23 protein-coding genes are annotated in these 26,070 nt (G+C 70.5%); 15 read left to right on the top strand and 8 right to left on the bottom strand.

Annotated elements, in window-relative coordinates; genetic code table 11:
- Window positions 1-159: 159 nt before the first annotated feature.
- A complete protein-coding gene (locus AOM46_RS16760; RefSeq protein ID WP_062212187.1) occupies window positions 160-423 on the bottom strand; it encodes a sensor histidine kinase in 264 nt (87 codons plus the stop codon).
- 159 nt (window positions 424-582) lie between these two features.
- On the opposite strand from AOM46_RS16760, the gene AOM46_RS16755 reads away from it, so the two are divergent.
- The 6 genes from AOM46_RS16755 to AOM46_RS16730 all read left to right on the top strand — a co-directional run bounded on the left by AOM46_RS16755 (window position 583) and on the right by AOM46_RS16730 (window position 5,770).
- The gene (locus AOM46_RS16755) at window positions 583-1,473 is read left to right on the top strand and encodes an aldo/keto reductase (protein WP_062212184.1); all 891 of its coding nucleotides are present in this window, start codon (window positions 583-585) and stop codon (window positions 1,471-1,473) included.
- Window positions 1,474-1,792: 319 nt separating this feature from the next.
- On the top strand, window positions 1,793-2,305 hold the full coding sequence (locus tag AOM46_RS16750) for a hypothetical protein (RefSeq protein ID WP_158920451.1): 513 nt from the start codon (window positions 1,793-1,795) through the stop codon (window positions 2,303-2,305).
- Window positions 2,306-2,365: 60 nt separating this feature from the next.
- On the top strand, window positions 2,366-2,653 hold the full coding sequence (locus AOM46_RS16745; RefSeq protein WP_062212178.1) for a hypothetical protein: 288 nt from the start codon (window positions 2,366-2,368) through the stop codon (window positions 2,651-2,653).
- 3 nt (window positions 2,654-2,656) lie between these two features.
- Window positions 2,657-4,108, top strand: a complete 1,452-nt coding sequence (locus tag AOM46_RS16740) for a hypothetical protein (RefSeq protein WP_062212175.1) — start codon at window positions 2,657-2,659, stop codon at window positions 4,106-4,108.
- An 85-nt stretch (window positions 4,109-4,193) separates the two neighbouring features.
- A complete protein-coding gene (locus AOM46_RS16735) occupies window positions 4,194-4,757 on the top strand; it encodes a hypothetical protein (protein WP_062212172.1) in 564 nt (187 codons plus the stop codon).
- Between the two features lie 299 nt (window positions 4,758-5,056).
- Complete coding sequence (locus AOM46_RS16730) at window positions 5,057-5,770, top strand: hypothetical protein (RefSeq protein ID WP_158920448.1); 714 nt, start codon at window positions 5,057-5,059, stop codon at window positions 5,768-5,770.
- A 116-nt stretch (window positions 5,771-5,886) separates the two neighbouring features.
- Here AOM46_RS16730 and AOM46_RS16725 read toward each other — a convergent pair whose 3' ends face one another.
- Window positions 5,887-6,819, bottom strand: coding sequence for a polysaccharide deacetylase family protein (locus tag AOM46_RS16725; RefSeq protein ID WP_078856886.1), 933 nt, complete (start codon window positions 6,817-6,819; stop codon window positions 5,887-5,889).
- Window positions 6,820-6,926: 107 nt separating this feature from the next.
- Here AOM46_RS16725 and AOM46_RS16720 point away from each other — a divergent pair, with 107 nt between their 5' ends.
- The 4 genes from AOM46_RS16720 (at window position 6,927) to AOM46_RS16705 (ending at window position 11,377) form a co-directional block, all read left to right on the top strand.
- A complete protein-coding gene (locus AOM46_RS16720; RefSeq protein WP_062212165.1) occupies window positions 6,927-7,286 on the top strand; it encodes a MerR family transcriptional regulator in 360 nt (119 codons plus the stop codon).
- 208 nt (window positions 7,287-7,494) lie between these two features.
- Window positions 7,495-9,489, top strand: a complete 1,995-nt coding sequence (gene htpG / locus AOM46_RS16715) for a molecular chaperone HtpG (protein WP_062212162.1) — start codon at window positions 7,495-7,497, stop codon at window positions 9,487-9,489.
- Window positions 9,490-9,644: 155 nt separating this feature from the next.
- Window positions 9,645-10,202, top strand: a complete 558-nt coding sequence (locus tag AOM46_RS16710; RefSeq protein WP_062212159.1) for a DUF1648 domain-containing protein — start codon at window positions 9,645-9,647, stop codon at window positions 10,200-10,202.
- A 116-nt stretch (window positions 10,203-10,318) separates the two neighbouring features.
- On the top strand, window positions 10,319-11,377 hold the full coding sequence (locus tag AOM46_RS16705) for a LacI family DNA-binding transcriptional regulator (RefSeq protein ID WP_062212156.1): 1,059 nt from the start codon (window positions 10,319-10,321) through the stop codon (window positions 11,375-11,377).
- Between the two features lie 126 nt (window positions 11,378-11,503).
- On the opposite strand, the gene AOM46_RS16700 is transcribed toward AOM46_RS16705, so the two are convergent.
- Genes AOM46_RS16700 through AOM46_RS16685 form a run of 4 tightly spaced genes read right to left on the bottom strand, consistent with a single transcriptional unit; the run spans window position 11,504 to window position 16,197 of the window.
- Window positions 11,504-12,964, bottom strand: coding sequence for a glycoside hydrolase family 32 protein (locus tag AOM46_RS16700; RefSeq protein ID WP_062212153.1), 1,461 nt, complete (start codon window positions 12,962-12,964; stop codon window positions 11,504-11,506).
- Complete coding sequence (locus tag AOM46_RS16695; protein ID WP_062212148.1) at window positions 12,961-13,806, bottom strand: carbohydrate ABC transporter permease; 846 nt, start codon at window positions 13,804-13,806, stop codon at window positions 12,961-12,963. The genes AOM46_RS16700 and AOM46_RS16695 overlap by 4 nt, the downstream gene beginning before the upstream one ends.
- Window positions 13,807-13,822: 16 nt before the next feature.
- Window positions 13,823-14,773: a carbohydrate ABC transporter permease gene (locus AOM46_RS16690; protein ID WP_078856928.1), complete on the bottom strand. Its 951-nt coding sequence runs from the start codon at window positions 14,771-14,773 to the stop codon at window positions 13,823-13,825.
- A 5-nt stretch (window positions 14,774-14,778) separates the two neighbouring features.
- On the bottom strand, window positions 14,779-16,197 hold the full coding sequence (locus AOM46_RS16685; protein ID WP_062212140.1) for an extracellular solute-binding protein: 1,419 nt from the start codon (window positions 16,195-16,197) through the stop codon (window positions 14,779-14,781).
- Window positions 16,198-16,546: 349 nt separating this feature from the next.
- Between AOM46_RS16685 and AOM46_RS16680 the strand changes: the two genes are divergently transcribed.
- Together AOM46_RS16680 and AOM46_RS16675 are read left to right on the top strand one after the other, a co-directional pair.
- Window positions 16,547-18,157 (top strand): glycoside hydrolase family 32 protein, encoded by a 1,611-nt coding sequence (locus tag AOM46_RS16680; protein ID WP_078856884.1) that lies wholly within the window; start codon window positions 16,547-16,549, stop codon window positions 18,155-18,157.
- Window positions 18,144-19,085: a carbohydrate kinase gene (locus AOM46_RS16675; RefSeq protein WP_062212137.1), complete on the top strand. Its 942-nt coding sequence runs from the start codon at window positions 18,144-18,146 to the stop codon at window positions 19,083-19,085. The genes AOM46_RS16680 and AOM46_RS16675 overlap by 14 nt, the downstream gene beginning before the upstream one ends.
- Window positions 19,086-19,215: 130 nt before the next feature.
- On the opposite strand, the gene AOM46_RS16670 is transcribed toward AOM46_RS16675, so the two are convergent.
- A complete protein-coding gene (locus AOM46_RS16670; RefSeq protein WP_062212136.1) occupies window positions 19,216-19,614 on the bottom strand; it encodes a peptidase inhibitor family I36 protein in 399 nt (132 codons plus the stop codon).
- A gap of 612 nt (window positions 19,615-20,226) precedes the next feature.
- Between AOM46_RS16670 and AOM46_RS16665 the strand changes: the two genes are divergently transcribed.
- Window positions 20,227-20,892: a hypothetical protein gene (locus AOM46_RS16665; protein WP_062212134.1), complete on the top strand. Its 666-nt coding sequence runs from the start codon at window positions 20,227-20,229 to the stop codon at window positions 20,890-20,892.
- A 40-nt stretch (window positions 20,893-20,932) separates the two neighbouring features.
- Here AOM46_RS16665 and AOM46_RS16660 read toward each other — a convergent pair whose 3' ends face one another.
- Window positions 20,933-21,820: a siderophore-interacting protein gene (locus tag AOM46_RS16660; RefSeq protein ID WP_062212129.1), complete on the bottom strand. Its 888-nt coding sequence runs from the start codon at window positions 21,818-21,820 to the stop codon at window positions 20,933-20,935.
- Between the two features lie 115 nt (window positions 21,821-21,935).
- Between AOM46_RS16660 and AOM46_RS16655 the strand changes: the two genes are divergently transcribed.
- Window positions 21,936-23,639 carry an ABC transporter ATP-binding protein gene (locus tag AOM46_RS16655; RefSeq protein ID WP_062212125.1) on the top strand — a complete coding sequence of 568 codons (1,704 nt, stop codon included), beginning with the start codon at window positions 21,936-21,938 and terminating at the stop codon, window positions 23,637-23,639.
- Between the two features lie 56 nt (window positions 23,640-23,695).
- On the top strand, window positions 23,696-26,056 hold the full coding sequence (locus tag AOM46_RS16650) for an ABC transporter ATP-binding protein (RefSeq protein WP_234313810.1): 2,361 nt from the start codon (window positions 23,696-23,698) through the stop codon (window positions 26,054-26,056).
- Window positions 26,057-26,070 lie beyond the last annotated feature (14 nt).

Below are 26,070 nucleotides of genomic sequence, written 5' to 3'. Positions count from 1 at the left end.
CGCCGGCCGACGGGGGTGTGTGCGCGAGCACCAGGCGGATGGCGTCGTCGAGGAGCCCGGTCTCCTCCTCGCTCATCGCGGGGTCCGCGGCCCGCCGAGCCCTGGCCTCCGCCAGACAGCCGGCCCCGGCCGGCCCCGGGCGGTGGGCGGCCGGCCAGGTCAGCGGCGCGGGGAGAGACGGAAGACGCAGCCGTCACCGCAGGGCCCAGAGGAGGCGACCGTGAGGCGCCCCCCATGGGCCTCGGCTATCTGGTAGGCGATCGGCAGGCCCAGGCCGGCCCCCGCATATCGTCGTGGCCACGCCAGGGCCGTCAGATCGGCGGGAGCCCGGTCGAGCGTGCGGGCCCGGCCCCGCGCCTCGATCAGCAACTCGTCGATGGTCGCCTGGAGTCGATCGGCCGCCCGCTGGAGGCGCCCCGACATTTCATGCCCCGAACCTAGGAACCCCCGTGCAAACGTGATGTGAACGAACCCGCCGCCCCTATGTTTTTCCGGACCGTCCTTCCACCCCCGATCTTCCACAGCGGGGATGTCAGTGCCCCTTGCTAACGTGGCCGAGCGAGTTCAACGGAGGCTGACCGGATGACAAGTTCGAGCACGTTCCGCATCGGTGGGGATCTGGAGGTGGGCCGGCTGGGCTTCGGTGCCATGCGACTGCCGACGGAGGAAGGCCCACCCCGCGAGGGCTCCCTGGCGGTGCTGCGCAGGGTCGTCGAGCTGGGCGTCACCCTGATCGACACCGCCTTTCTCTACGGCGGCGGGGCCAACGAGGAGCTGATCGTCGAGGCCCTTCACCCGTTCCCCGAGGGGGTCCTGGTCACCACCAAGATCGGTGTCGCCCGCTCGGCGGAGTCAGGCGAGTGGGCGCTCGACGGGCGCCCCGAGGTGCTGCGCGACCAGGTCGACCGGGCGCTGGCCCGGCTGCGGTTCGAACGCCTGGAACTGCTCCAACTGCACCGAATAGACCCCGAGGTGCCGCTCGCCGACCAGATCGGCACGCTGCGGGATCTCCAGGCCGAGGGCAAGATCGGCCGGATCGGGCTCTCCGAGATCAGCGTCGACGATCTCGACCAGGCCAGAAAGATCATCGATGTGGCCAGCGTGCAGAACCGCTACAACCTGTTGGACGCCGAGCACGAGCCGGTGCTCGCGGCCTGCGAGGCGGCCGGCATAGCCTTCCTGCCGTGGCGCCCGGTGCACACCGTCCACACCGCGACGTCGGCGACGGCCGACTCGGGAGCGGCCGAATCGGCAGCGGCGGAAGAGGTCGCGGCCATCGCCGCCGAACTCGACGCGACCCCCGCCCAGGTGGCGCTCGCCTGGCTGTTGGACCACTCCCCGGTGATCCTCCCCATCCCGGGAACCGCCAGCATCAAGCACCTGGAACAGAACGTCGCGGCAGCCGCCCTGCACCTGACCAAAGCCCAACGCACCCGCCTCGACCGACAACGCCCCACCCCGCCCCAGCCGTAGCGGACAACCAGGAACCAGCTGGCCACGGAGTCCATGGACAGCCGCACGCAACCGCATCGACCGCAGTGATCTCACGCTGCGGCATCCCATGGCCACCGTCCGCAGCGCTACTGGTAGGTTCGTGTTCACTCGTTGACCAAGCGTCACGGAACCCTGGGGGGAACACGTGAGCCATCAAGCGCCGTATGTCGCCAACCCGACAGCGGAACGGTCGGGCCCGCCGCGATTACCGTCCACGTACCGCCTGATCACACCGACGGATTGGTTCCGCGTACCACTGCGGTCGCGGCAGAAGCGTGACGCTTCCCTTCGGTCCCTGGTGGACGCCGCCTATCCGAATCGGGATCAACACGCCGCTCGCCGTCATGAATTCCGACAGATGCTCACGGCCATGGTGGAGTCCGCCGCCGAGCGTGACGGAATCGAGTTGTACCTTTCCACTCACGCTGTGCTCGGAATTCCCGTCCCTGCCAGCCTGTTGGTTACGGCGGCGTCCGGAGATCCCGAACATCCCGGGCCGCTGCCTGTCGACACCATCGCCGACAGCCTTCGTGGCGCGCACGGCCGGGCGGCCGAGATCGATACGGTCACGCTGCCCTCCGGGCCGGCCGTGCGTTGTAGACGCACGGAACACACGGAGGAGACCAAAGGGCTGGGCCAGCCAGAGGATCAGCCCAACACCGTCCTCGACTTCTATCTTCCTGTGCCGAACTCGGGCGCCTGGTTGCTGCTGACATTCAGTACGCCGATGCCGGTCCCTGAGATCGCCGACGCACAAGTGGAGATGTTCGAGGCCATCGCGGCCTCGTTGCGCTGGACCTACACGTCTTGAGCTCCTCGGGAGAGGAGCGGCTAGCGGAACCCTAATCGATATCACTGAGAGGGGAAAGGTATGTCCGATCTGACAGTCTCTGTCGATGACGTCCAGGAACTCGGTAACAAACTACGATTCGTTGCCGGCGAGTTCGAGGGTGCTGAAGACATCGCCTCGGACTATGCGGAGGAGGTCTGCCACGGCGACCTCGCCCACGAATTGGAACAGTTCGCGTCGAACTGGCGTGTTCACCGGAGCAAGTTGATGGAGGGCCTTACCAAGTTCGCAGAACTGGCCCAGGCGGCTGGAGACAGCTACGACGGCATTGAGTCCGAACTGGCCAACGCGTTACAGGGGGAGGGCTGAGCAATGAGTCGCCCGACGGACTGGTACCCGCTGATTGAGTGGGGCATCGATCCCCTTCCCGGTGACTGGGAGTTGGTGCAGGAGGCCGCAGCCCGTTACCGGCGCACTGCCGATTCCATCCAACGGGCCCGTGAGCTGCTGGAGGACGTGACCGACAGCGAGGACGGTTGGCAGTCCGACGCCGGGGAGGCCTTTCGCGAGAAAGCCACGGAGCTGTCCGACGACGTGTTCCACGCATACGGCCGCTATGACGCCACGGCCAACGCCTTAGCCGGGTACTGGCCCGAACTGCGCGAAGCGCAGGAGGAGAGCCTGGAACTCCGCCGCCAGGCACAGCAGGCTCAGGCGGAACTGGACCGGCTCGTCCCAAGGATTGAGGCAGCGGAAGACGAGAACTCTGAAACCCACGATCAACACGCTTCACTGCAAGGTCAGTTGGATAGTGCGCAGGCTGAGATACAGCGGCTGCGCCTGCGGTTGGCCGAAGTTATTGAGGACAAGGACGTCGCCGCCCAGCGAGCTGCGGATGCTATCGGTGACTTCATCGGCGGAGACGGCCTCACCGACGGTTTCTGGGACCGCGCTGGGGCCGCCCTCACTCAGGCCTTGAATCTCCTGGGGGCCCTGGCGGGCCAGATAGCGATGATCGCGGGCATAGCCTCACTGCTTCTCTGCTGGGTCCCGGTGTTGGGCGCGGCGCTGGGCGCCGTAGCCGCCGTTGCTACCGCGATCTCCCTGACGGTGAACGTCCTTCAGGGGAATTGGAAGGGGGTCCTGATGGATTCCATCGGACTTCTCACGTTCGGCATCGGCCGAGTAGCCGGAGTCGCGGCGCGTGCCGCGCGTGGACGAGGCGTCTATCGGGCGGCCAACAACGTACGGAGAACAACGGCTCCTGGAGCATCGGCAGCGGCGCGGCTCAGCAGGATCCGACGTCTTACCCGTGCCACTCCGGGCGAGGCGCTGCGGGGATATCGCTATGCCAGGGAGGTCACCAATATCGCCAGACAGCCGTTGAACGTGTTTGGGCGCTCCGTTCCGCTCGGCCCTCTAGGCTGGGGGCGGCACGCCTTCCGGAATCTCGGTCCGGATCTGGCCGGTAGCCTGCGTGCTCCCTTCACCGGGGGGAACCCCTTCTCGCGTGCGGGGGACTGGCGTCAGGCTATGAACTTGACGGACATGGGTGCCGCCACCAGTGCACGTGCAGGCAGCACCACCGCAGCACAACGGGCCAGCCTTTTCGAGGGTGTCGGGGTGGGCGTAGGTGCCGGGACAGCCGTTCTCACATCGGGGGATGATGCAATTATCCAGCCCAATATTCCAGGTGGTTGGAGTCCGCAGATTCCTTTCGCGGAGCTTCCTGGACTCTCGCTGAGCATGGACAGTCCGTGGTCCCAGGATGCCGCGCAGGTCGGTGAGTTCTCCTATCAGGAAAGCGAGGCGACCGTCCGATGAGTTGGGGAGACGACGCGATAGATGCCTGGGAGGTGTGGCCGTGACCCGATGGTATTCACGCTTCGCGTCCCCTGGGGACGGGTGGGTGCAGATAGGTAGTGCGGATCCGGACGGTGCTGAGACTGCCGCTCAGCGCATTGCCGACCGGGGTGGTGCGGGGGCATCGGAGTACGCCGAGGCTGTCTATCCCGAGCTCAAGGAAATCTGGGCGGAGATGGGGGAGAGGGAGGCTGCGCCCGTGTTGGCGTATGTGCCCCCGGTGCCGATCAGTACACGACCGCTGGTGCCGGCAGTGGCCTATGTGCAGGCAAGGCGGTGTACGGAGGAGGAGCGAACGTTGGACGCGGTGGTCGACATGGCGAGCCACCCTGTTCCTCATCGGCATGGTGAGCCGGAGATCACCAGGCTCGAACTGCCTGCCGGACTCGCCTGCAGGGTGCATGAGGTGCTCCTGAGCGAGGCGGACGAGGATGGGCGCAGTTTCCTCTCGGAACGTGTCGATCACTATGTTCTGCCGCCTCAGTGCCCGGAGGGCATGTTCAAACTATCCGTCCAGTGGGCGGGGCCGACGATCAGCGTGGCCATGGTGGAGATCGCCGACCGCATGGGCGTTTCGCTCGGCGTGTGGGCGGAGGGTGAGGGCGAGTGAGCCGGTTGCCCCGGAACGGAGAGGACGTACAGGTGACGGACTGGGTGCCGAGGGTCGACTATCCGGGCGGTGGCGAGTGGCTGTGGCTCGATGTGCGTCTTCCGGATCCGGTCGGGTCGGTGGTGGAGCAGGTTGTGGGGCGGGGGCGTCCGCTGCGGCGGAGTTACACGAGAGCCCTGGAGCGAGAGCTGCGGGACGCGTGGGCGGAAGCCGCGGAAGATCGGATCGAGCCGGTCACGCTGTATATCCCGACTGTGCCTCGGCACGCGGAACCCAGGTCGCCGGTCAGCATTCACGGTATGCGCGACACTCCCGACTATCCGCGCACGGTCGAAGCCATTGCGGAAGCGGTGCGGAGGCCGATGGAGATGCTGCCCGGGACGAGCCTTGCGTCGGAGCCTGAGGTCACGGTGGTCGATCTGGCGGCTGGGCCCGCCTGTCGCTATCGGTCCGGCATCGTCACGGAGACCGAGTTCGGGGACCGCGTCGAGATGGAGACGATCCAGTACTACGTGATTCCGGATGTGTACACGGAAGACATCTGGCTGCTGCAGGTGTACTGGGTTCGGGGGAGCGCGCCGGGGATGGTGGAGTTGGCCCAGCGGGTGGCGGAGTCGTTGGTGTTCGTGCCGCGTGGGGGGGGTGAAGCCGCGCCTCGGGCGGTGTTGGAGTGGAGCGATGTGGTGGCTTTCGACGAGGTGCAGATCGGGCGTGGGGCTCGGCCGTTGGCGCAGCACGGGTTCGTGGTGGTGGAGGACGGAGTGCTGTCGTTGCTGGGGAGCGATCGGGAGGTGATCGATCGGGCTGCGGTGGGGGAGGTGGTGGTGCGGTCGGCTCGGGGCGCGCTTGGGTCCGCGGTGGTGCTGGAGGTCAACGGCGTGGCGTACAGCGCGGCTCCGGGGCGCGGTGGTTATACGAAGGCGTTTACGCTGCCGACCGATCTGCTGAACGGGCGGCGGGATGCTGAGGAGATGGCGCGGATCATCGAGGAACGCGGGGGTCGGCGCGGCTGACCGGCTGGAAGGGGAGAGGTGATGCGGGTGAGGTCGGGCCGCGCGTTTCTCCGGCGGTCCGCCCTCACCGTCGAGTGGCGGGCCGCCGGAGCCGGGCTCGCCCGGTGTCGTGCTGGTCAGGGGTGCGTCGCCGCGTAGTGGGTGGCGATTTCGTCGCTGGTGGTGAGCCAGATGTCGGGGTGGTTGGCGATGTGGTCCAGGGCCTCGTCGAGGTATCTGGCGCGGAAGGCCTGGCCCATCACGAACGGGTGCAGGACCAGGGGCAGCACTCGGCCGCTGTCGGTCGACTCCGCGTGGAGTTGGGCCAGTTGGTCCTTGACGAGGCGGACGAAGTCGGGGCCGCTGAGGCTTTTGCCGACGAAGAGGCTGATGTCGTTGAGCTCCACCGTGTACGGGACCCCGTACATCCCCGGCACGTTCAGCGGGTAGGGCTGGTCGTCGTTGGTCCAGTCCAGGAGATAGCTGAGGCCGAGCTCGGCCAGCAGTTCGGGGGTGTGGAAGGTTTCCGTGAGGGCCGGTCCCAGCCAGCCCCGCGGTCGGGTGCCGGTGGTGCGTTCGATGCTGTCGACGACCTCGGTCAGATAGCGTCGCTCCGCTTCCCGGTCCGGTCCGTTCTGGAAGGTCGACTGGAAGGTCGAGTTGTTCCGACCGTGGGCGATCCAGGCCCAGTTCCGGTCGCGGCCCGCCCGGACGATGGCCGGATAGCGTTCCCCGGCGTCGGAGTTGAGCATCACGCTGGCCCGCACCCCGTGCCGGTCCAGGCTCTCGATCAGCCGCCAGACGCCGACCCGCGGCCCGTAGTCCCGCCAGCCGTAGTTCAACGGGTCGGGCGCGAACGCCGAGGTGTCGGGGAAGATGCTGGTCGCCGGGCGGTCGACCCGGTAGTGCTCGATGTTGAGCGCGAGATAGAACGCGATCCTGGCACCGCCCGGCCACCGGATCGGGGCGCGGTCCACGATGGGGCTGTAGTCGTAGAGTCGCTGCTCGCCGTGCGCGGGCCGGTACGAGGCCGGCACGGGGGAGGAGGGGATCGAGGGCTGGTCGGTCATGGCGTCTCACCTGTCGCTGGTGGGGTGGGCCGGGGCCCGGTGTCCGCCTATGCTCAAACCTTCACATCTGTGTGAGGGTAAAGCCGGCTCGGCGTGAGGTGGATCACATGCGCATCGGGGAGTTGTCCGAACGCACCGGCATATCGCGGCGGTTGCTCCGTTACTACGAGGAACAGGAGCTGATCACGCCGGTCCGGTGCGCCAACGGCTACCGCTCCTATGACGAGGTCTTCGTCGACCGGGTGATCCAGATCCGGGGCCTGTTGGAGGCCGGGCTGCCCACCAGGATCATTCGGCAGATCCTCCCGTGCCTCGATCGTCCTCGCGATATCCACTTCCGGGACGCCACTCCCGAGATGCTGGCGCTGCTGGAGCGGGAGCGGGACGCGATGACCGACCGGATCGCGGTCCTGCTCCGGAACAGGGACGCCATCGCCGACTATCTCGACGCCGTCCGCGCCCGCTGACCGCCCCCGGGTCGTCCGCCGCCCAGGGGGCGCGTCGGACAACACAGGGGGGTGTGCCCGGGGGGAGGACAGGGTGGTGGGCGCCGCGCTCGCCTAACATCGTCAACGCACCCGTCCCCGTGCGGCGCGCGCCGTCGTGGCGCTCGTCCCCGCCAGGGGTGGGGGCAGGTTCCCGTTACCGTGCGACAGACGTGAGGAATCCACGACCATGCCGACCGAGACGTTCGAGTTCCAGGTAGAGGCGCGCCAGCTTCTCCAGATGATGATCCACTCGATCTACTCGAACAAGGACGTGTTTCTGCGCGAACTGATCTCCAACGCCTCCGACGCGTTGGACAAGCTGCGCATCGAGTCCCTGCGTGACGACAGCCTCGACGCCGATGTCTCCGATCTCCATATCGAGATCGAGGCCGACCAGGACGCCCGCACGCTCATCGTGCGGGACAACGGCATCGGGATGGCGCACGACGAGGTGGTCGAGTTGATCGGCACCATCGCCAAGTCGGGCACGGCCGAGCTGCTGAAGAAGCTGCGCGAGGCGCAGGACGCCAACGCGGCCGAGGGCCTGATCGGCCAGTTCGGCGTGGGCTTCTACGCCAGCTTCATGGTGGCCGAGGAGGTGCAGCTGATCACCCGCCGCGCGGGCGAGAGCGGGGGCACCCGCTGGTCGTCGACCGGCGAGGGAACGTACACCATCGAGTCGGTGGACGAGGCGCCGCAGGGCACCTCGGTCATTCTGCGGCTGAAGCCGGCGGACGACGACGACCAGCTCTTCGACTACACCTCCACCTGGAAGATCCGGGAGATCGTCAAGCGCTACTCCGACTTCATCACCTGGCCCATCAGGCTGGCCACCCCGGCCAAGGAGGAGGCCGCCGAGACCGCCGAGGCAGCCGAGGCAGCCAAGGACGCCGAGGAGGAGACGGCCGAGGCGGAGCAGGACGGGAGCGCGGACGGCGAGAAGGCCAAGGCCGCCGAGCCGGAGACGCTCAACTCCATGAAGGCGCTGTGGGCCCGCTCGCGCGACGAGGTCGCCGAGGAGGAGTACCACGAGCTGTACAAGCACATCAGCCATGACTGGAACAACCCGCTGGAGACCATCCACCTGCGGGCCGAGGGCACCTTCGAGTACCAGTCGCTGCTGTTCCTGCCCAAGCGGGCCGCGCAGGACCTCTACTCCCAGGCGCACAAGCGCGGCGTCCAGCTCTATGTGAAGCGCGTCTTCATCATGGACGACTGCGAGGCGCTGGTCCCGGAGTACCTGCGCTTTGTGAAGGGTGTGGTCGACGCCCAGGACCTGTCGCTCAACGTGTCCCGCGAGATCCTGCAGCAGGACCGCCAGATCCAGCTGATGCGCCGCCGGCTGGTGAAGAAGGTGCTCTCCACCCTGCGCGAGATGATGACCAAGCGCGAGGAGAACTACACCGCGTTCTGGAAGGAGTTCGGCGGCGTCGTCAAGGAGGGCCTGCTCAGCGACAGCGACAACCGGGACGCGATCCTCGCCGTCTGCTCGTTCGCCTCGACCCACGACGAGGAGAAGCAGACCACGCTCAAGCAGTATGTCGAGCGGATGAAGGACGGCCAGCAGCACATCTACTACATGACGGGCGAGTCGCGGACCGCCGTGGAGAACTCCCCGCATATGGAGGCCTTCCGGGAGAAGGGCCTTGAGGTGCTGATCCTGACCGACGCGGTGGACGAGGTCTGGGTGGACGCGGTGCCGGAGTTCGACGGCCGGCAGCTCCGTTCGGTCGCCAAGGGCGACGCCGATCTGGAGACCGAGGAGCAGAGCGAGGAGACCAAGGCCGAGCGGGAGCGGCAGCGCGAGGACTACGCCGAGCTGCTGCGGTGGATGAGCGAGCGGCTGAGCGAGGAGGTCAAGGAGGTGCGGCTGTCGTCGCGGCTCACCGTCTCGCCGGCGTGTGTCGTCTCGGACGCCGAGGATGTGACCCCCGCCCTGCAGAACATCTATCGGGCGATGGGGCAGGAGGTGCCGATCGGCAAGCGCATCCTGGAGCTCAACCCGGGGCATGGCCTGGTCACCGGCCTGCGGAAGGCGCACGCCGCCGACACCGCGGACCCGGCGCTCGCCGCCACGGCCGAACTGCTCTATGGGATGGCCCTGTTGGCGGAGGGCAGCCAGCTCGCCGATCCGGCGCGGTTCACCAAGCTGCTGGCCGAACGCCTGGAGCAGAGCCTGTAGTCACCGGCTCTCCACCCGGCTCTTCACCCGGCGCCGCCCGGCGGGTCCGACCCGCCGGGCGGGCGCATGTCAGGGGGCATGTCGGGGCGGTCATGGACGGCGCCGGGCCGGGTAGGAGCCGGACGAACAGGTGCGCGATCCATGGGGGACGACCCGTGAGCAAGGAAGCAGACGCGAGGTTGTGGTGGTGGCTGGCGCCCAGCCTGCTGCTGGTGGCGGGGCTGACGGTCTGGGGGGTGGCGCGGTATCCGCATCTTCCCGATCGGATTCCGCAACATATCGGTGCCGGCGGTGTCGACGACTGGGCAGACAAGAGCGTTCTGGTCGCTTTCCTGCCGGTCTATGTCTATGCGCTGCTCACGGCCGTCATGGTGGGCGCGACCGTGGCGATGCTCCGCACCACGCCGGCCGACCAGTTGCCGGAGGCGGAGAACCGCTGGGCCCGGGCGGTCGCCGCGACGAGCAACCGTCCGGCCAGCGCGGCGTCCGCCCGCCGGGCCGCCACCGCGCTGCTCGCCGGCAACGCCCTGATGGGGATCGCCTTCATCCCCATGGCGCATGTGCAGTGGCGGGGCTCGGAGACCGCCCACGTCCCCGGCTGGATGTTCGCGGCCACGCTGGTACCGCTGTTGGGCGGCGTCGCGCCGGTGGTGGTCGCGGCCCTGCGGGACGCGGCCGAGAAGCGGACGGCACGCGAGGGCCGGGCGGCCTGACGCCAACGGCGGCCCCACGCGGCCCCACGCCGCCCCACGCGATCCCACGGGGCCCCACGCGGCCCCAGCCGGTCCCACGCGGCACGGCCGTCTCCGGGCCGGGATAGCATGCCGAGGTGGCTGGCAGCGGTGAGGGCGCGGAACGGAGAAGGCCCACGTCACGGGATGTGGCCAGGCTCGCCGGTGTCTCCCACACCGCGGTCTCCTTCGTGTTCAACGGGCGAGCCGACGGCAACCTCTCCGCCGAGACGCAGCGCCGCATCAGGGACGCCGCCGAGCGGCTGAACTATCGGCCCAATCCGGTGGCGCGCGGCCTGCGCAGCCGCCGCACGGCCGTCATCGGCATGGTCACCGACCACATCGCCTCCACCCCGTTCGCCGGCGCCCTGCTGCGCGGCGCCATGCGGACCGCCTGGGAGCGCCAACACCTGGTGCTGACGGTGGACTCGGCGGGCTCCCGGGAACGGGAGGACGCCGCCGTGGCCGAGCTGCTGGACCGCAGGGTCGACGGCATCATCTATGCCGCGATGTCCCTGCGGAAGGCGTGGCTGCCCGCGGGGCTGGACCAGTGCCACACCGTCCTGGCCAACTGCCTCCCGGCGGACGGCTCCCTGCCCGCCGTCATCCCCGCCGAACGGGCCGGCGGCCGGGCCGCCGCCCGCCTGCTGCTGGACGCGGGCCACCGGCGGGTGGCCCTGGCCGGCGGCCTCGACGACATCGCCTCGGCCGAGCGGCTGGGCGGCTTCCGCGACGCGCTGCGCACCGTCGGCCTCAAGCCCGCGCCGGAGAGCGTGGTGCGGACCGGCGGCGAGATCGCCAGCGGCTACCGGGCCGCCCGGCGGCTGCTGGACGGCGTGCCGGCGAACGAACGCCCCACCGGCATCGTCTGCTACAACGACCGGGTCGCCGCCGGGGTGTTGCTCGCCGCCGCCCGCCTGGGGCTCGATGTGCCGGCGGATCTCTCGCTGGTCGGCTACGACGACCAGGAGCATATGGCCGCCTTCCTCGACCCGCCGTTGACCACGGTGGCGCTGCCGCACGAGGCGATGGGCGAGGTCGCCGCCGCACTCCTGCTGGACGCCGTCGAGACCGGCACCCCACCCGCCGTCGAGACCACGGCGCTGCCCTGCCCCACCGTTTCCCGGGGCTCCGTGGGCCCGCCCGCCGACCGCTGACCGGGACCGCCGACCACGGACGCCGGCCCGTCGACCACGGGGCCCCGCCGGGGGAGAGCACGCCCCTCCCGCCGTCGGGGATCCCGCCTCCGTGCCATGGTGACAGGCGGCACCGACAACGGGCCGTCAGCCCCGGTCGGGAACGCCCAACTCCCAGCAGCGCGCCGAGAACGAGGCGGCCGGGCTCTGGGCGCGCACCACCAGGGCGCGGTGGTCGTCAGGGCGGAGATAGATCCGTTCGGTGGCCATCGCCCGGCCGTCGCCCGCCAGGATCTCGATCACCGAACCATCCACCCACACCCGCACCGCCAGTGCCCCGGCCTCCGAAACCGGGCCCGGGTACGGCACCGGTATGCGCAGCGGCCCGAAGTCCGCCTCCGCGCCCGGCCGTTGCCTCGGCCAGCCGTCCCGGGTGAACACCACCTCGCCGGCCGCCGGGTCGAGCCGCAGGGCCAGCGACCGACCGGCCCCGTCCCCGGCCAGCTCGGCCAGCACCGGGCCGCCCCGCGCCGTCAGCGCCACCTCGTAGGCGGACGGCAGCGGCACCGGGCCCAACTCCGTCGCGCCCTCCCGCACCACCAGCGGCGCGCCGGCGCGCAACGCCACCAGTTCGGGCGCCGGCGCGCTGCGCAGCGCGCCGTCCGGATGGGTGGCCACCTCGCGCGGCAGCGTCAACACCCCGGCCCAGCCCGCCTCGTCCACCTCGCGCTGCCCGCGCGCCTCCCAGGACCAGCCCCACAACAGCGCCCGTTCCTCCTGCTGGAGCACGGCCGGCGCATAGCAGTCCCGGCCCAGATCCAGCGGACCCGAGCGGCGCGGCCCGAACGTCAGCCCGGGCCCGTCCGCCCCGTCCACCGGCCGCAGTTCGCCGGAGAGCCAGACCACACGCAACGGGTCCCCGTCCCACAGCGACAGCACCAGCACCCACTCCCCGCGGCCCGCGTGGAAGAGCTGGGGGCACTCCCAACCCGTCGCCGGGAAACGCGCGTCGGGGTGCCTTCCGTCCAACAGCACGCCGGCGAACCGCCAGTCGGACAGGTCCTGGCAGTCGTAGAGCAGCACCGACGGCGTGCCGTCCGCATGGCCGGCGCCCACCAGCGCCCAGCGCCGCCCGCCGTGCCGGAAGACGAACGGGTCGCGGAACATCACCACGTCCAGCCCGTCCGGCGGCCCTTCCAGCACCGGCAGGGGCAGCGGCTCCCAGTCGAGCAGCAGCTGGTCGGCCGGGTCGGCGGCGCGCGCCAGGCAGATGGTGCCGAGCCCCTCGTGCCGCTCGTCGACGCCCGTGTAGACGGCGGTCGGCGTCCCGCCGTCGTCCACCACGCAGCCCGACCAGCAGCCCGCCGAGTCCGGCCCGCCGGGGGTGGGGGCGAGGGCCACCCGGTGGTGCTCCCAGCCGACCAGATCCGGGCTGCTGGCATGCCCCCAGTGGATGTTCTCGTGCACGGGGCCGGCCGGGTTGTGCTGGTAGAAGAGGTGGTAACGACCACGCCAACGGAACGGCCCGTTCGGGTCGTTGGCCCAGCCGGACGGCGGCCGGACATGCAGGCGCGGATCTTCGGGACGGGTCGCCCTGGAACGGGTCACCTGTTGACTCCTGCGGAAGTGATGCCCTCGCGGAGAGGACGTTGGCCGACGACGAACACGAGGACTGCGGGAATCATGGAGAGCACCACGCCGGCCAGCACCACGGAGATGCTTCCGGTGCCGAGGTTGCCCTGGAGGGAGACCAGGCCCAGGGGCAGCGTGAAGTTCTCCGTGCTGGTCTCAAGGATCAGCGGGCGGAAGAACTCGTTCCAGTGGTAGTTGAAGGCCAGCACCCCGATGATGGCCAGCCCGGGCGTGGCCAGCGGCGCGTAGACGGAACGGAAGATCCGCCAGGGACCGGCGCCGTCGATCATGGCCGCCTCGCCCAGGTCCCTGGGCATCCCCAGGAAGTACTGCCGCATCAGAAAGGTGCCGAACGCGGTGGGCCAGGCCGGAATGATCAGCGCCAGCAGGGTGTCGGTCAGCGACATCTCCTTCAGCAACAGGAAGACCGGCACGATGGTCACCTGCACCGGCACCATCATCGTCGCCAACACCAGACCGAACAGCGGTCGTTTGAAACGGAAGTCGATCCGGGCGAAGGCGTAGCCGGCGAGCGCCGCCGTCAGCATCTGCCCACCGGCCACCAGCGCCGTCACCAGGGTGCTGTTGAACGCCAGCAGCCAGACGTCGATCTGGTCGAAGACCTGTCGGTACGCCTCCCCGGTCGGGTCGGTCGGGATCGGCCGGGGCGGCAGGTCGAAGGACTCGGCCGGTGCCCGCAGCGAGGTGGACACCGTCCACAGCACGGGCCCCAGGGTGAGCAGCGCCACCAGGGTCAGACAGGTGACGCGCCCCACCAGGCCGAGGCGGGGGCGAACGGACGTGGATGTCGTGGTCATCGGAAGCAGCCCCGGCTCACTGGTAGTGGACGAAACGCCGGCTCAGCCGGAACTGGAGAGCGGTCACGGCGAGAATCAGGCCGAACAGCAGCACCCCGACGGCCGACGCGGAGCCGAAGCGCAGCTGTTCGAAAGCGCTCTGGTAGATCACCATCACCACCGTGCGCGTCGCGTCGCCGGGACCGCCGTCGGTCAGCACATACGGCTGCTCGAAGACCTGAAGCGCGTTGATGACGCCCACCACGGAGGCCACCAGCAGCGTCGGACTGAGCAGCGGGAGGGTGATGTGCAGATGCTTGCGCCAGCCCGTGGAGCCGTCCATCGCCGCCGCCTCGTGCATCTCCCTGGGGATGTTGTTCAGCCCGCCGATGAACAGCAACAGCGAGAAACCGAACTGCTGCCACACATACACCAGCACCACGGCGACCATGGCCCAGGTCTCGTGCGTCAACCACGGCACGGGGGAGACGCCGAGCTGCCCCAGCGCCCAGTTGACCACCCCGAAGTCCTGGTTGAAGAGGTACTTCATCACCACCGAGATGGAGGCCGCCGACAGCACCAGCGGAAAGAAGAACGCCGAACGGAACGCCGTCCGCAGCCAGTTGGGCAACCGCCCGTCCAACGCCAGGGCCAGCACCAACGCCAGCGAGATCTGCAGGCCCACCGCCAGCACCATGAACAGCAGCGTGTTGGTGAACGACACCAGCACCGTCGAATCCGTCGCCATCTCGCGGTAGTTGGCGGCGCCCGCCCAGCGCGGCGAATCGATCACGTTCCAGTGGAAGAAGCTCAGCAGCACCGAGCCCACGATCGGTACCACCGTGAACACCAGCACCCCGACCACCGTCGGCGCCAGGAAGACGGCCGCCAACAGCCGGGCGGCCCGCTGGTGCCGGTTCCTGGACCCGCCGCCTGTCGACGGCCGGCCCCTCGTCCCGCCGTTCCTCGGCGCCCCGGCCCTCGTCATGCCGCTCACAGCTCACGCTCCATGGCCGCCTCCAGGTCGTTCTGCATCGCGCGCAGCGCGGGTCGCACCGATCCGGGACTGCTCAGCGCGGTGCCGGTGTGCTTGGTCAGGGCGAGTTCGACCTCGGTGACCCGAGGCGGCGCCGGGATCGGCGCGGTGTCGGGGAACGCGTCGAGGGTGTCGTAGAAGGTCCGCCAACCGGCGGGACCCGTCTCCCGGTAGCGGGCCGCGTTCACCATCGAACGGCGCGCCGGCGTGGTCTGGTTGGCCTGGAAAAGCGCCTCAAGCACCTCGGTCCGCACCGAGTACTTGATGAACTCCCACGCCTCGTCGGGCTTGTTCGAGGTGCGCAGCAGTGCGTAGCCGGCGCCCCCGAACTGGTGACGCTGGGAGCGCCACCGTGGGAAGAACCGCACGTCGTAGCCGTCCGGATCCATCCCTGCCTCGTGCAGCCCACCGGCCCAGAAACCGCCGGCCGGGGTGACGCCGACCCGCCCGGTGGAGAAGACCCCGACCAGGTTGTTGCCGCTGCCGCCCTCGGGACGTGAGCACAACCCCTCCTGGATCAGCTCGGTCAGGTAGTCGTAGACCTCCTCCACCGGCGCCGAGGTCGCCTGGGGCGTGGTCCAGCGGTAGCCGCCGCCCCTGCCCGCGGCCAGCCCGCCCGGGTAGAAGTCGTCCCAGAGCCAGTCGCCGCCCGGCGCCCTGGACTCCGAGAGGATGTTGGTTTCGTTGACGAACAGCCAGGGCACCACCCCGCCCCACAGCCGGTTGGTCCAGTAGTAGGGGGTGAAGCCACGGCCGCCGGCGGCCTTCAACTCCCGCAGCAGTCCGGTGAACTCGTCCCGCGTCCAGTCGGCGGCCGGCAGTCCGCGGCCGGCCCGGCCCAGCACCGAGGTGTTGAGGTACATGTCGGCGGCGTTGAACTCGACCGGGAGCTGGTAGAGGCTCCCCTCGTACATCATCGACTCCACCAACGAGGGGTGCACGTCGGCGAAGTACTCGCGCAGCTCGTCCGCGTCCCGCCGCACGCGGTCGTCCAGCGCCACGCCCAGGTTCTCGGCGAACAGCTGGACGCCCTCGGTGGCCACATAGACCACGTCGGGGGCGGTGCCGGCGGCGATCTGGGTGAGGATCTTGGCGAAGAAGTCGGGCCAGTCGGTGGCCTGGACGGGGATCAGCCGCACCTTGATCTCCGGGTGCAGCCGCTCGAAGCCCTCGCGCAACACCCGTTGCGCCGCGGGGTCGATGGAGGCGCCGAGCGTCGCCACGGTGAGCGCGTCGCCGTCCCGCCCGGGGATGTCGGCGCCGGTCAACCGGTCCCAACTGGCGATCAAGCCGGCGGCGGTCGCGCCGTAGGCGCCATAGCGCAGCAGCGCGCGCCGCGAGGGGCCGATGCGATCTCGGTGGCCGGTACTGCTCATCGGGGGACCATCCTTTGTTCCACGGCTCGACCCGGGTCCGCTCCACGGCTGGGCCCGGGACGCCCGCACGGGCACGCGGTCGCATGGGGAGGCACGGTCGTCAGGGGCGCGGCCCTGGGGACCTAACTCCTGTTAGGTCTCTCGTGCCGGAAATCATGGGAACCGATCGGCGGCCCTGTCAAGAGGAGCGAACCAGGAAATGTCCCGCCGGTGTCGGCGACGGGGGAAGCTGGCGTCAGGGCTTGACCTTTAACGAGTTAGGTATACGGTCTGGGACACATCGACGGCGACCATCCGGCCGCCCCCGTGCCCCGGCGCGGCCATCCCCCACGGAGAGGACGAGTCCCCCATGGACCCTCAACGGCACACTCCCGCACGGCGGTTCGGACCGGGCAGGCGCTCCTTCATCGGGTTGGCGGCGGGTGGTGCCGTCCTCGGCGCGGTGCCCGTGCTGTCGGCCCGCGCCAGCGGCTCCGGCTCGTCCGAGCCGTCCGGCGGCGGGCCGGAGGCCGACCCGGCGGCCGTGACCTATCGGCCCGTCTACCACCACACCGTCCCCGACGAGTGGAAGAACGACCCGCAGCGCCCGCTGTTGATCGACGGCACCTACCACTACTACTACCTCTACAACGCCGACTACAGCACGGACGGCGAGGGCACCGCCTGGCGCCGCACCACCTCGACCGACCTGGTCACCTTCGCCGACCAGGGGGTGGCGATCCCCAAGGACACCACCCCGGCCGGCGACGTCTGGTCCGGCTGCGCCGTCCTCGATCCGGACGACACCGCCGGCTTCGGCGCCGGCGCGGTGGTCGCCCTGGTCACCATGGAGCCGGTCGAGGGCGCCGACACCCAGGCCCAGTACCTCTGGTACTCGACCGACGGCGGTCGGAGCTTCGTCTCCTACGGTGACGATCCCGTGCTGCCCAACCCCGGTGTACGGGACTTCCGTGACCCGAAACTGATCTGGGACGCCGAACGGGGTCGTTGGGTACAGCTGCTCACGGAGAACAACAAGGTCGGCTTCTATGTCTCGCCCGACCTCAAGAACTGGACCTATGTGAGCGGTTTCGTCCGGGACGGCATCGGCGTGCTGGAGTGCCCCGACATCTTCCGGATCGAGACGGGCGACGGCGAGGCGCGCTGGGTGCTCGGCGTCAGCGCCAACGGCAAGGAGGCCGGGCTGCCCAACACCTACGCCTACTGGGTCGGCGCCTTCGACGGGGAGAGCTTCACCCCCGAGGCCGAGGAACCCCGTTGGCTGGACCACGGTTTCGACTGGTACGGCGCTGTCACCTGGGAGAAGTACACGGATCTGACGACGGGCGCGCCGGACCCCACCACCCGCTACGCCATCGGTTGGATGAACAACTGGGACTACCCCCACAACACCCCCACGTTGGAGAGCGACGGCTTCAACGGGACGGACTCCATCGTCCGCGAGGTCACCCTCGGCCGGGACGAGGACGGTGAGTTCGCCCTCTTCTCCCGCCCGGTGGACACCTTGGCCGACCACGTGGCGCGGACGATCGACCTGGGCGACCAGACGGTGGACGGCGAACTCGTCCTGGACTACACCGGCGTGGCCTATGAACTCAGCACACAGGTGCGGTGGGAACAGCTCACCACGCTCGGCATCCAGCTGCGCCGCTCCGCCGACGGCAGCGGCCATGTCGACGTCGGCGTGCACGAGGACTATGCCTTCCTCAACCGGGGCGGCGTGCCCAATCCCGACACCGGCGGCAGCTGGCAGGAGAGCCGTACCCCGTTCGACCCCGGGCGGCGCGAGGTGACCCTGCGGATACTGGTGGACCGCACCACCGTCGAGGTCTTCCTGGACGACGGCCGCCATGTCCACTCCCAACTGGCCTACCCCGCACCGGAGGACGCCGGCCTGGCGCTGTTCACGGTGGGTGGGCCCGCGACCTTCGGCGCGATGGTGATCCATGAGTTCGACTGAGTCGGCGCCCCGCTCGGGGACGGCGTTCCTGGTGGTCGGCGAGAGCGTCGCCGACGTCGTCCGCACGGCGGGCCGGCCGGATGTGGTGCACCCGGGGGGCAGCCCGGCCAACGTCGCCTACGGCCTGGCCCGGCTGGGCCACGCGCCCACGCTGCTCACCCAGCTCGGGGACGATCCGCTGGGCGCGACCATCAGGGCCCGGCTGACGGGGGCGGGCGTCGCGCTGCCCGCCCCCGGCGGTCCCGCCGTCCGCACACCGTCCGCCGTGGTCACCCTGGACGCGGCGGGGCGGGCGGGCTATGTCTTCGACATCGTCTGGACGCTGCCGCCGCGGGTCGCGCTCCCCGGGCCGCGCCCCGGCCATCTGCACATCGGCTCCATCGCCGCCACCATGGAGCCGGGCGCGGCCGGGGTGCGCGAGCTGGTCGAGCGGCTGCGGCCCACCGCCACGGTCAGCTATGACATCAATGTGCGGCCCCAACTCCTGGGCGGGCAAGCGGAGTCGGTGACCCGGGTGGAGCGGTGCGCGGCGCGGTGCGACATCGTCAAGGCCAGCGAGGAGGATGTCGACTGGCTCTATCCCGGGCGGTCCCCCGACGAGGTCGCCGACGGTTGGCTGGCACGCGGCGCCGGCCTGGCCCTGATCACCCTGGGCGAGCGGGGCGCGTTCGCCCGCACCCGGACGGAACGGGTCACGGTGCCCGCCGGACGCACGGTGGTCGCGGATACGGTGGGCGCGGGAGACGCTTTTATGAGCGGGACGCTGGACGCGTTGGCCCATGCCGGTGCGCTGTCCCGCGACCGGCTGCGGTCGCTCTCCCGTGCCGAGCTGTGCACGGTCGTCTCGCATGCCACCGCGGCGGCCGGCCTCACCGTCTCCCGCCCCGGTGCGGCGCTCCCCACCCGGGCGGAGTTGGGCCTGCCCTGAGAGCGCCGGCCGGGCCCGTCGGCGGAACGCCGCGGCCGGCGCCGCGCGAGGCACGCGCGACGCCGGCCGCCCCCCGTTCCCCGGGACCCTCCGCGTCCCCAGCGGAGGGTGCCCGAAGTGTGAACGGCGGTCAGCCGCGCGGCGGCACCCACACGGAGACCACGCTGAACGATCCGAGGTCGGAGATGCCGGTGCCGGCGGGCACGGCGCTCGGACCGCCGACGCAGTTGTCGTTGGGGAAGAGCGCGACGTTCACGCTGTGCGTGTTGATCACCGAGCGCACCTGACCGTCCCAGCCGTGGTCGGCGAGGCTCACACAGGCGCCCTGGCTTGAGGAGCCGGAGCTGATGGTGGTGCTCTCGCCGGTGAAGCCCACCCCGGTGAAGAGACAGAGGGTGTCGCTCTGGGAACACGTCCCGTCGGGGCCCTCTTCGGGTCCGGACGCGGCGACGGCACCCGACACCGGTCCCATCGCCAGCACCGATGCGAAGGCGGCTGCTCCGGCGATCTTCCCGAAATGCTTGGGCATCGCGTATCACTCTCTTTCTGAAGACGGAAACGGCTGGCTGATCAGGCGGCTCGGAGGCGGCCGGCAGAAACGCGTTCGAGGATTTCCAGGTCTGGACGAACCCGGTCGAAATCTCGTAGAACGAACGGGACGTTCAGATCGGTCGCCTGTCGAGTGAAATTGCGTACGCAATCAATCATGGGGAACTCTGCCTGTCACGACGGGTGTTCCCCTCGTTCATCGCCAACATTATGTGTGCGTGCGCAAAGGTGTCAACGATCGACGGTAAGTTACTCGCGGATAATGTTCCGGCCGTCCTCTTTGGGGGGTGGATTCCCTGTTTCCGGGATATCGCGGTAGATCGGACATGGCGTGGAATCGTGAACCGCCCGCTTGGCGCCCTTTCCCCCTCTTGAGGCGCATGGCCGCGAGGTGAAATGGCCCGGCTCCTGGGCCACTTGAAGCGGCGGGTCGGAGGCGCGAGTATGGAGGATTCGCCGCCGCGTCGACTGCCCTGTCGCCCGACCACGGGGGTGCGGCCCGCCATGGTGAGGGGATTTGCCCGCCTTGAGATCTGTTCCCGCGATTCCAGCGATTCCCGCGATTCTCGCGCTGAGTGCGTCAATTGTCCTGGTGGCTGGCTGCTCCGGCGAATCCGGCAGTTCCGGCAGTTCCGGCGACCCCGGCGGCTCCGGCGAACCGGCGGCGAGTCCGGAGCCGTCGGGATCGCCGGACCCGAGCCCCAGCCCGTCCGAGGAGTCCGGATTCTCCGAGGAGATCCGGACGGTCGAGAACCTGGCGCGATTCTGCGGATACCGCGAGGGCGAGCCGTACGAGGACGCCGCGGAGTATTCCGGCGACGGCCCGCACTCCATGGTCGTCAACCTCTCCGAGGAGAGGACGGATCTCCTGGCCGGAAACCTGTTCCGGGTCCAGGACGGCGAGCCCTATTCCGACTGGATTCCGGACGAGCCCACCGAAGCCGAACTTCTGGGTTGTGTCGAGGGGATTCCTGGAGAAACCCCGGTCGACACCTGCGACTACGAGGAGCTCGGAGTGATGCCCGGCCGGTCCGTGCTCACCCTCCCGCTGCACGACCAGACGTTCCGGATCACCGTGTACGAGCTGAGCACCGCGGCGGTCGTCGCCGAGACCACCCTCGAACCGGAGCCCAACTGCCCTTCGGGCATCGAGTACTTCCAGCTGGAGGACGAGATGCCCAACCTGGTGTACACACCCGTGGTGATGTCCGATGTCGAGGACTTTCTGACCGACATCGTCAACGCCCCCGCCCGCTGAGGGCCGCCCGGGCGGCGCGCGCCGCCCGGGACGGGCCGGGTCACAGGCCGAGCCGCTCCAGCTGCGCGTGGTAGTCGTCGGTGATCTCCTCGATGTCCCGGCTCTTGTCCTCCCACATCGCGTAGAGCCGGGTGCGGGTCTCCTCGTCCAGCCCCTCCCAGCGCTGGCGCAGCTCCTCGGCCCGGTGCGTCCAGTAACCGACGGTGGTGTACGTGCCGTTGGGCAGCTTCCGCTCGCGGCGGAGGTTCTTGCGCACGTTCCGCATCACGCCGGTCTCGCCGGCGAACCACAGATAGCCGGGCTCGTCGGAGAGTTCGAGATCGGACACGATCCGGTCGAGGCGGGAGGGGGCGTGCCCGTTGCCGCCGTAGACCCATTCGACGGTGAGCTCGGCCCGGCTGCTGATGTCCTGTCGGTGAGTGGGGTCGATCACCTCAAGGATGAGGCGGGTGGGCAGGTCCGGGCGGGTGGTCTCGGCGATCCGCGCGGCGGCCGGCAGCCCGGCCGCGTCGGCGACCAGGATCTGCCAACGGGCCTCGGCCGGCGCCTCGTAGAGGCCGGTGGGGGAGGTGAGGCCGACGACATCGCCCTCGGCGGCGCCCAGCGCCCAGCTGGCGGCGACCCCGCCGTCGTGCACCACGAAGTCGATGTCCACGGTGCCGGCCTCGGCGTTCACGGCGCGGATGGTGTACGTCCGCATGGTCGCCGGCTGTTGGTCCTCGTCCCAGCTCCAGCCGCCCCGCTCGGTCGGCGTCGGCAGCTCCGGCTCGTGTTCACCGTCGGCGGGGAAGAACAGGCGGACGTACTCGTCGCCCACGCCGGTGGTCGGGTATGTGGCCAGGTCGGGGCCGCCCAGGGTGACCCGGACCATGCCGGGAGTCAGGCGGCGCGCGGCGGTGACCTCGGCGCGGTGAATGGTGAGAGGCATCAGCCCAGCAACTCCTTCTCATGGGGGTGGTTGGCGTCGTTCCCGACAAACGGCGGTTGCTTCCGAGGCAGGTGGCTCCATTGAGTGAGACTAAGGGAAGGCTTACCTTAGTCCAATGTCTGAAGCGCTGCCATCGTTGCCGCCATCCCCCACGACCTTCGGCGAGGTCTTCCGGCTGGCGGTGGTCCGCGATCGACGTCTGCTCCTCGTCCTCGGCGGGACGCTCGGGCTCAGCGGCCACCAGGTCGGCGAGGCCCTGGTGCCGGTCGCCATCGGCTGGGCCATCGAATCCGGCATCGTCGCCGGCGACACCGGCGCCTTCCTCCGCGATCTCCTGCTGCTCGCCCTGCTCTTCGCCGGCCTCACCCTCTCCTGGCGCCTCGGCTTCACCTGTCTCACCAGAAACAGCCTCTACGGGGCGCACGCCGTGCGGCAGCGGGTCGTGGACCGGGTGCTCGACCCGCATGGCTCCGCCGTCCGCCGCGCCCCCGGCACCACGACCGCCATCGCCACCTCGGACACCGGCCGGGTGGCCCGACTGGCCTGGTCCGTCAGCGAGTTGGTGTCGGTCCTGGTCGCCCTGACGGTCTCCACCGTGGCCCTGCTCCATATCTCGCCCGCGCTGGGCCTGATCGTGCTGGTCGCCACCCCCGTCTCCCTGGGCCTGATGCAGCTGATCTCGCGCCCCCTGGAGCGCCGCAGCGGCGCCGAACAGGCCGCGTCGGCCACCGCGTACGGGCTCGCCACGGAGTTCGTCTCCGGCGTCCGCGTCATCAAGGGCATCGGCGCGGAGGACGAGGCCGCCGCCCGCTACCGGACGGCCAGCCGCCGCTCGCTGGACGCGGCGGTGCGCGCGATCCGCTCCAAGGCCAGCTTCTTCGGGGTGAGCGTGGTCTTCTCCGCGCTGCTCACCTCGGTGATCGCGCTGATCTCCGGACTGCGCGCGCTGGACGGCGAGATCAGCGTCGGCCAACTCGTCGCCGTCGTCGGACTCGCCCAGTTCATCCAGGAACCCATGGCGCGGCTCGGCGTCTTCGGCCTCGACCTGGCCCAACAACGCGCCTCCGCGCGGCGGGTGGCCGACCTCCTTGCCACCGCACCGGCCGTCCGGCCGTCCGCGGCCCCGGCGCCCGAAACGGAGCCGACCGTCGGCACTCTCGTCATCTCCCCGCACCCGGATGGCCGTTGGCCCGCGATCACGGCCCGGCCCGGGCAGCGCCTCGGCCTGGTCTTCGACGACCAGGCCGAGGCCGTCGCCCTGGTCGAGGCCCTGGCACGACGCGTCCCCGTCGAACCGGGACGGATCACCGTCGAGGGCCGGGACCTCGCCACCCTCACCCCCGACCAGTCCCGCGCCAGCCTCCATGTACAGGGCGGCACCACCCGGGTGCTCACCGACACGCTGAGCGACAACGTCGTGCTGGACGCGCCACTGGACGACGAGGCGCTGCGGATCGCGGCGCTCGACGAGGTGGCACGGTTGCTGCCCGACGGCTATGCCGAACGGATAGCCGCCGGCGGCGGAACGCTCTCCGGCGGCCAGCGACAACGCATTCTGCTGGCGCGAGCCCTGCACGCCTCGCCGCCCCTGCTGGTCCTCCAGGACCCGACCACCGCGCTGGACGCCGTCACCGAGTCCCATATCGCCCACGGCCTGAAGGGGATCGACGACCGGGCCGTCGTGCTGGTCACCACCAGCCCCGCCCTGCTCGCCACCTGCGACACCGTCGCCGCCCGACTCGACGGCGGCTGGACCATGGCCGAACACGCCGACCTCTTCCAACAGTCCGCCACCTACCGAGAGTTGGTCGGAGCATGAACCTTGACGGCTCCGCGACTGGCTCCGCCGGTTCGGCCACGAACGGCCCCGCCGCCGTGCCCACCGCCGCAGGCGGCGGTGGGCAGGGGGCGGCGAACGGTGTGAACGGCTCCGCCGGCCCGGGGGGTTCGGCCGGCGCCGGCGGCGCGGGGCCGGTCCCCGGTGCGGGTGATGTCTCCGACGGTTCGGACGAGGCCGGTGTCGTGTTGCCCTCTGGAACCGTCGCGCGCCCCGAGGACGCGCCCGGCACCGGCACCCCTGGCAGCGCCAAGGACGACGCGGCCCCCGCCCCCGCGTCGGACGAAGGCGCCACTGGCTCTGCTGCCGCAGACGCCAGACCGGCCGACAGCGCCACCGCCGCCACCCCGGCCCTCACGCGGGGCGAGGGCGCCGATGTCGCCAGCGTTGGATCCCCGACTGCTGCCTCCGCCGGAGGTGTCACTCCCGCTCCCGCGCCGGTCGAGGGCGCCGACGCCCCCGCCAGCGGCGGCAACCCTGTCCCCGCGTCGGACGAGGGCGCCCACGCCCCCGTCGTTGGTTCCCCGACCGCTGCCCCCGCCGGAGGCGGCACCGCCGCCCCCGCGCCGGGCAGCGGCGCCGACGCCGCCGGCGTTGGTTCCTCCGCCCCCGCCGGAGGCGGGGATGCGGACGGGGAGTTGTTGCCGATCATGGGGCCGCGGGAGGCTCGGAGGGAGGCTTGGCGGCGGTTGGCGCGGCGCCCGTACGCTCTCGCGGGGGTCGCGCTGCTGTTTGTCGTGGCATCCGTCTGTGGCCTGGCCGCGCCCGCGTTGTTGGGGCAGATCGTCGCCGCCGTCAGTGAGGGGAAGTCCACCTCGTTCGTCGTCGGCGCCGCCGTCGGCATCGTTGTGGCGGGGGTGGTGGCCGCCTTGGTCGGGCGGTTCGCGCATGCCGTGCTGGCCCGGCTCTTCCAGTCCGCGCTGGCCGATCTGCGCGAGGAGGCGTTCGGGACCGCTCTCGGCCTGCCGCAGGCGCGGTTGGAGAAGGCCGGTGTCGGCGATGTGGTGAGCAGGGTCTCCGGCGATGTGGAGGCGGTCGGCGAGGCCGTCGGTGGCGTGCTGCCCGCGTTGACGGCGTCCGCGTTCACCATCGTGGCCACGGCGGCCGGGCTGGCCGTGCTGGACCCGAGGTTCGCGCTGGGCGCGCTGGTCGCCGTGCCCATCCAGGTGTGGGTCACCCGCTGGTTCCTGGCCAGGTCGGGGCCGGTCTACCGGCGGCTGCGGGTCGCCGAGGGGCAGCGCACGGGTGAGCTGGTCGAGGTGTTCAGCAGCGAGGACACCATCGTCGGCACCGGCCGTTCCGCGCGCCACTCGCGGCGGGTGGCCGCCGCTTCCGAGGCCGCGATCGTCCCCGGTCTTGAGGCCACCCGGCTCAGGGCCGGCTTCTACAACGGGCTGAACGGCGCCGAGTTCGTCGGTCTGGCGTCGGTGTTGGCGGTCGGCGCCTGGCTGACGTCGTCGGACAGCGTCTCCATCAGCGCCGCGACCACCGCCGCGCTGTTGTACTTCCGGCTCTTCGACCCGATCGGCATCGTGCTCGCCGAACTCGACGCGCTGCAACGGGCGATGGCCGGACTCAGCCGGCTGTTCGGCGTGGTCGGCATCCGGGAGACGACGGCGGTGCCGCGCGCCACCCGGCGGCAGCGGGAGGCGCGACGGGCGGGCGTTCCGGCCCGGTTGAGCATCGAGGACGTCACCTTCTCCTACCAGCCGGACCGGCCCGCCGTGCGCGGCGTCTCGTTGACCGTCGAGCCGGGCGAACGGGTCGCCGTGGTCGGCGCCTCGGGGTCGGGCAAGTCCAGTCTGGCGGGGCTGGTCGCCGGCATCCACGCGCCCGGCTCAGGACGGGTGTTGCTGGACGGCGATCCGGTGGTGCCGGGGGCCGCAGCCGAGGCCGGCGTGCTGCTGGTCACCCAGGAGGTGCGGGTCTTCAGCGGCACCGTCGCCGACAATCTGCGGCTGGCCGCGCCGGACGCCGCCCCCGACGCGTTGGCCGCCGCGCTCCGGGCGGTCGGCGCCGAATGGGTCTTCGCGCTGGAGGACGGCGCCGACACCCGGGTCGGCCCGGAGGCGTTGCCGCTCACCAACGAGCAGGCCCAGCAACTGGCGCTGGCCCGGGTGGTGTTGGCCAGGCCCCGGGTGGTGGTGCTGGACGAGGCGACCGCCGAGACCGGCGCCAGGGCCGCCCGCGCGCTGGACCGGGCCACCGCCGAGGCCATCGGGGGCAGCAGCGCCCTGGTGATCGCCCACCGGTTGACGCAGGCGGTGGGCGCCGACCGGGTCGTCGTCATGGCCGAGGGGCGCGTCGTGGAGTCAGGACCGCACGACGCGCTGCTCGCCGCCGGAGGCGCCTACGCGCGGCTCTGGCGGGCGTGGTCGCGGCGCGCCGTGACCGGGTGACCGAGGCGCCCCGG

This window comes from Streptomyces sp. NBRC 109706 (assembly GCF_000974485.1).
In the GTDB taxonomy this organism is placed as follows: Bacteria; Actinomycetota; Actinomycetes; order Streptomycetales; family Streptomycetaceae; genus Streptomyces.
The sequence above is the reverse complement of the archived record's forward strand: the minus strand, read 5'-3'. Positions and strand labels throughout refer to the sequence as shown.

Coding starts and splice junctions, on each gene's coding strand:
- htpG (WP_062212162.1), top strand. CDS start 7,495: ATGCCGACCGAGACGTTCGAGTTCCAGGTAGAGGCGCGCCAGCTTCTC.
- AOM46_RS16670 (WP_062212136.1), bottom strand. CDS start 19,614: ATGCCCAAGCATTTCGGGAAGATCGCCGGAGCAGCCGCCTTCGCATCG.
- AOM46_RS16685 (WP_062212140.1), bottom strand. CDS start 16,197: ATGAGCAGTACCGGCCACCGAGATCGCATCGGCCCCTCGCGGCGCGCG.
- AOM46_RS16760 (WP_062212187.1), bottom strand. CDS start 423: ATGTCGGGGCGCCTCCAGCGGGCGGCCGATCGACTCCAGGCGACCATC.
- AOM46_RS16755 (WP_062212184.1), top strand. CDS start 583: ATGACAAGTTCGAGCACGTTCCGCATCGGTGGGGATCTGGAGGTGGGC.
- AOM46_RS16730 (WP_158920448.1), top strand. CDS start 5,057: ATGCGCGACACTCCCGACTATCCGCGCACGGTCGAAGCCATTGCGGAA.
- AOM46_RS16675 (WP_062212137.1), top strand. CDS start 18,144: ATGAGTTCGACTGAGTCGGCGCCCCGCTCGGGGACGGCGTTCCTGGTG.
- AOM46_RS16655 (WP_062212125.1), top strand. CDS start 21,936: ATGTCTGAAGCGCTGCCATCGTTGCCGCCATCCCCCACGACCTTCGGC.
- AOM46_RS16720 (WP_062212165.1), top strand. CDS start 6,927: ATGCGCATCGGGGAGTTGTCCGAACGCACCGGCATATCGCGGCGGTTG.
- AOM46_RS16745 (WP_062212178.1), top strand. CDS start 2,366: ATGTCCGATCTGACAGTCTCTGTCGATGACGTCCAGGAACTCGGTAAC.
- AOM46_RS16695 (WP_062212148.1), bottom strand. CDS start 13,806: ATGACCACGACATCCACGTCCGTTCGCCCCCGCCTCGGCCTGGTGGGG.
- AOM46_RS16725 (WP_078856886.1), bottom strand. CDS start 6,819: ATGACCGACCAGCCCTCGATCCCCTCCTCCCCCGTGCCGGCCTCGTAC.
- AOM46_RS16740 (WP_062212175.1), top strand. CDS start 2,657: ATGAGTCGCCCGACGGACTGGTACCCGCTGATTGAGTGGGGCATCGAT.
- AOM46_RS16680 (WP_078856884.1), top strand. CDS start 16,547: ATGGACCCTCAACGGCACACTCCCGCACGGCGGTTCGGACCGGGCAGG.
- AOM46_RS16690 (WP_078856928.1), bottom strand. CDS start 14,773: ATGACGAGGGCCGGGGCGCCGAGGAACGGCGGGACGAGGGGCCGGCCG.
- AOM46_RS16660 (WP_062212129.1), bottom strand. CDS start 21,820: ATGCCTCTCACCATTCACCGCGCCGAGGTCACCGCCGCGCGCCGCCTG.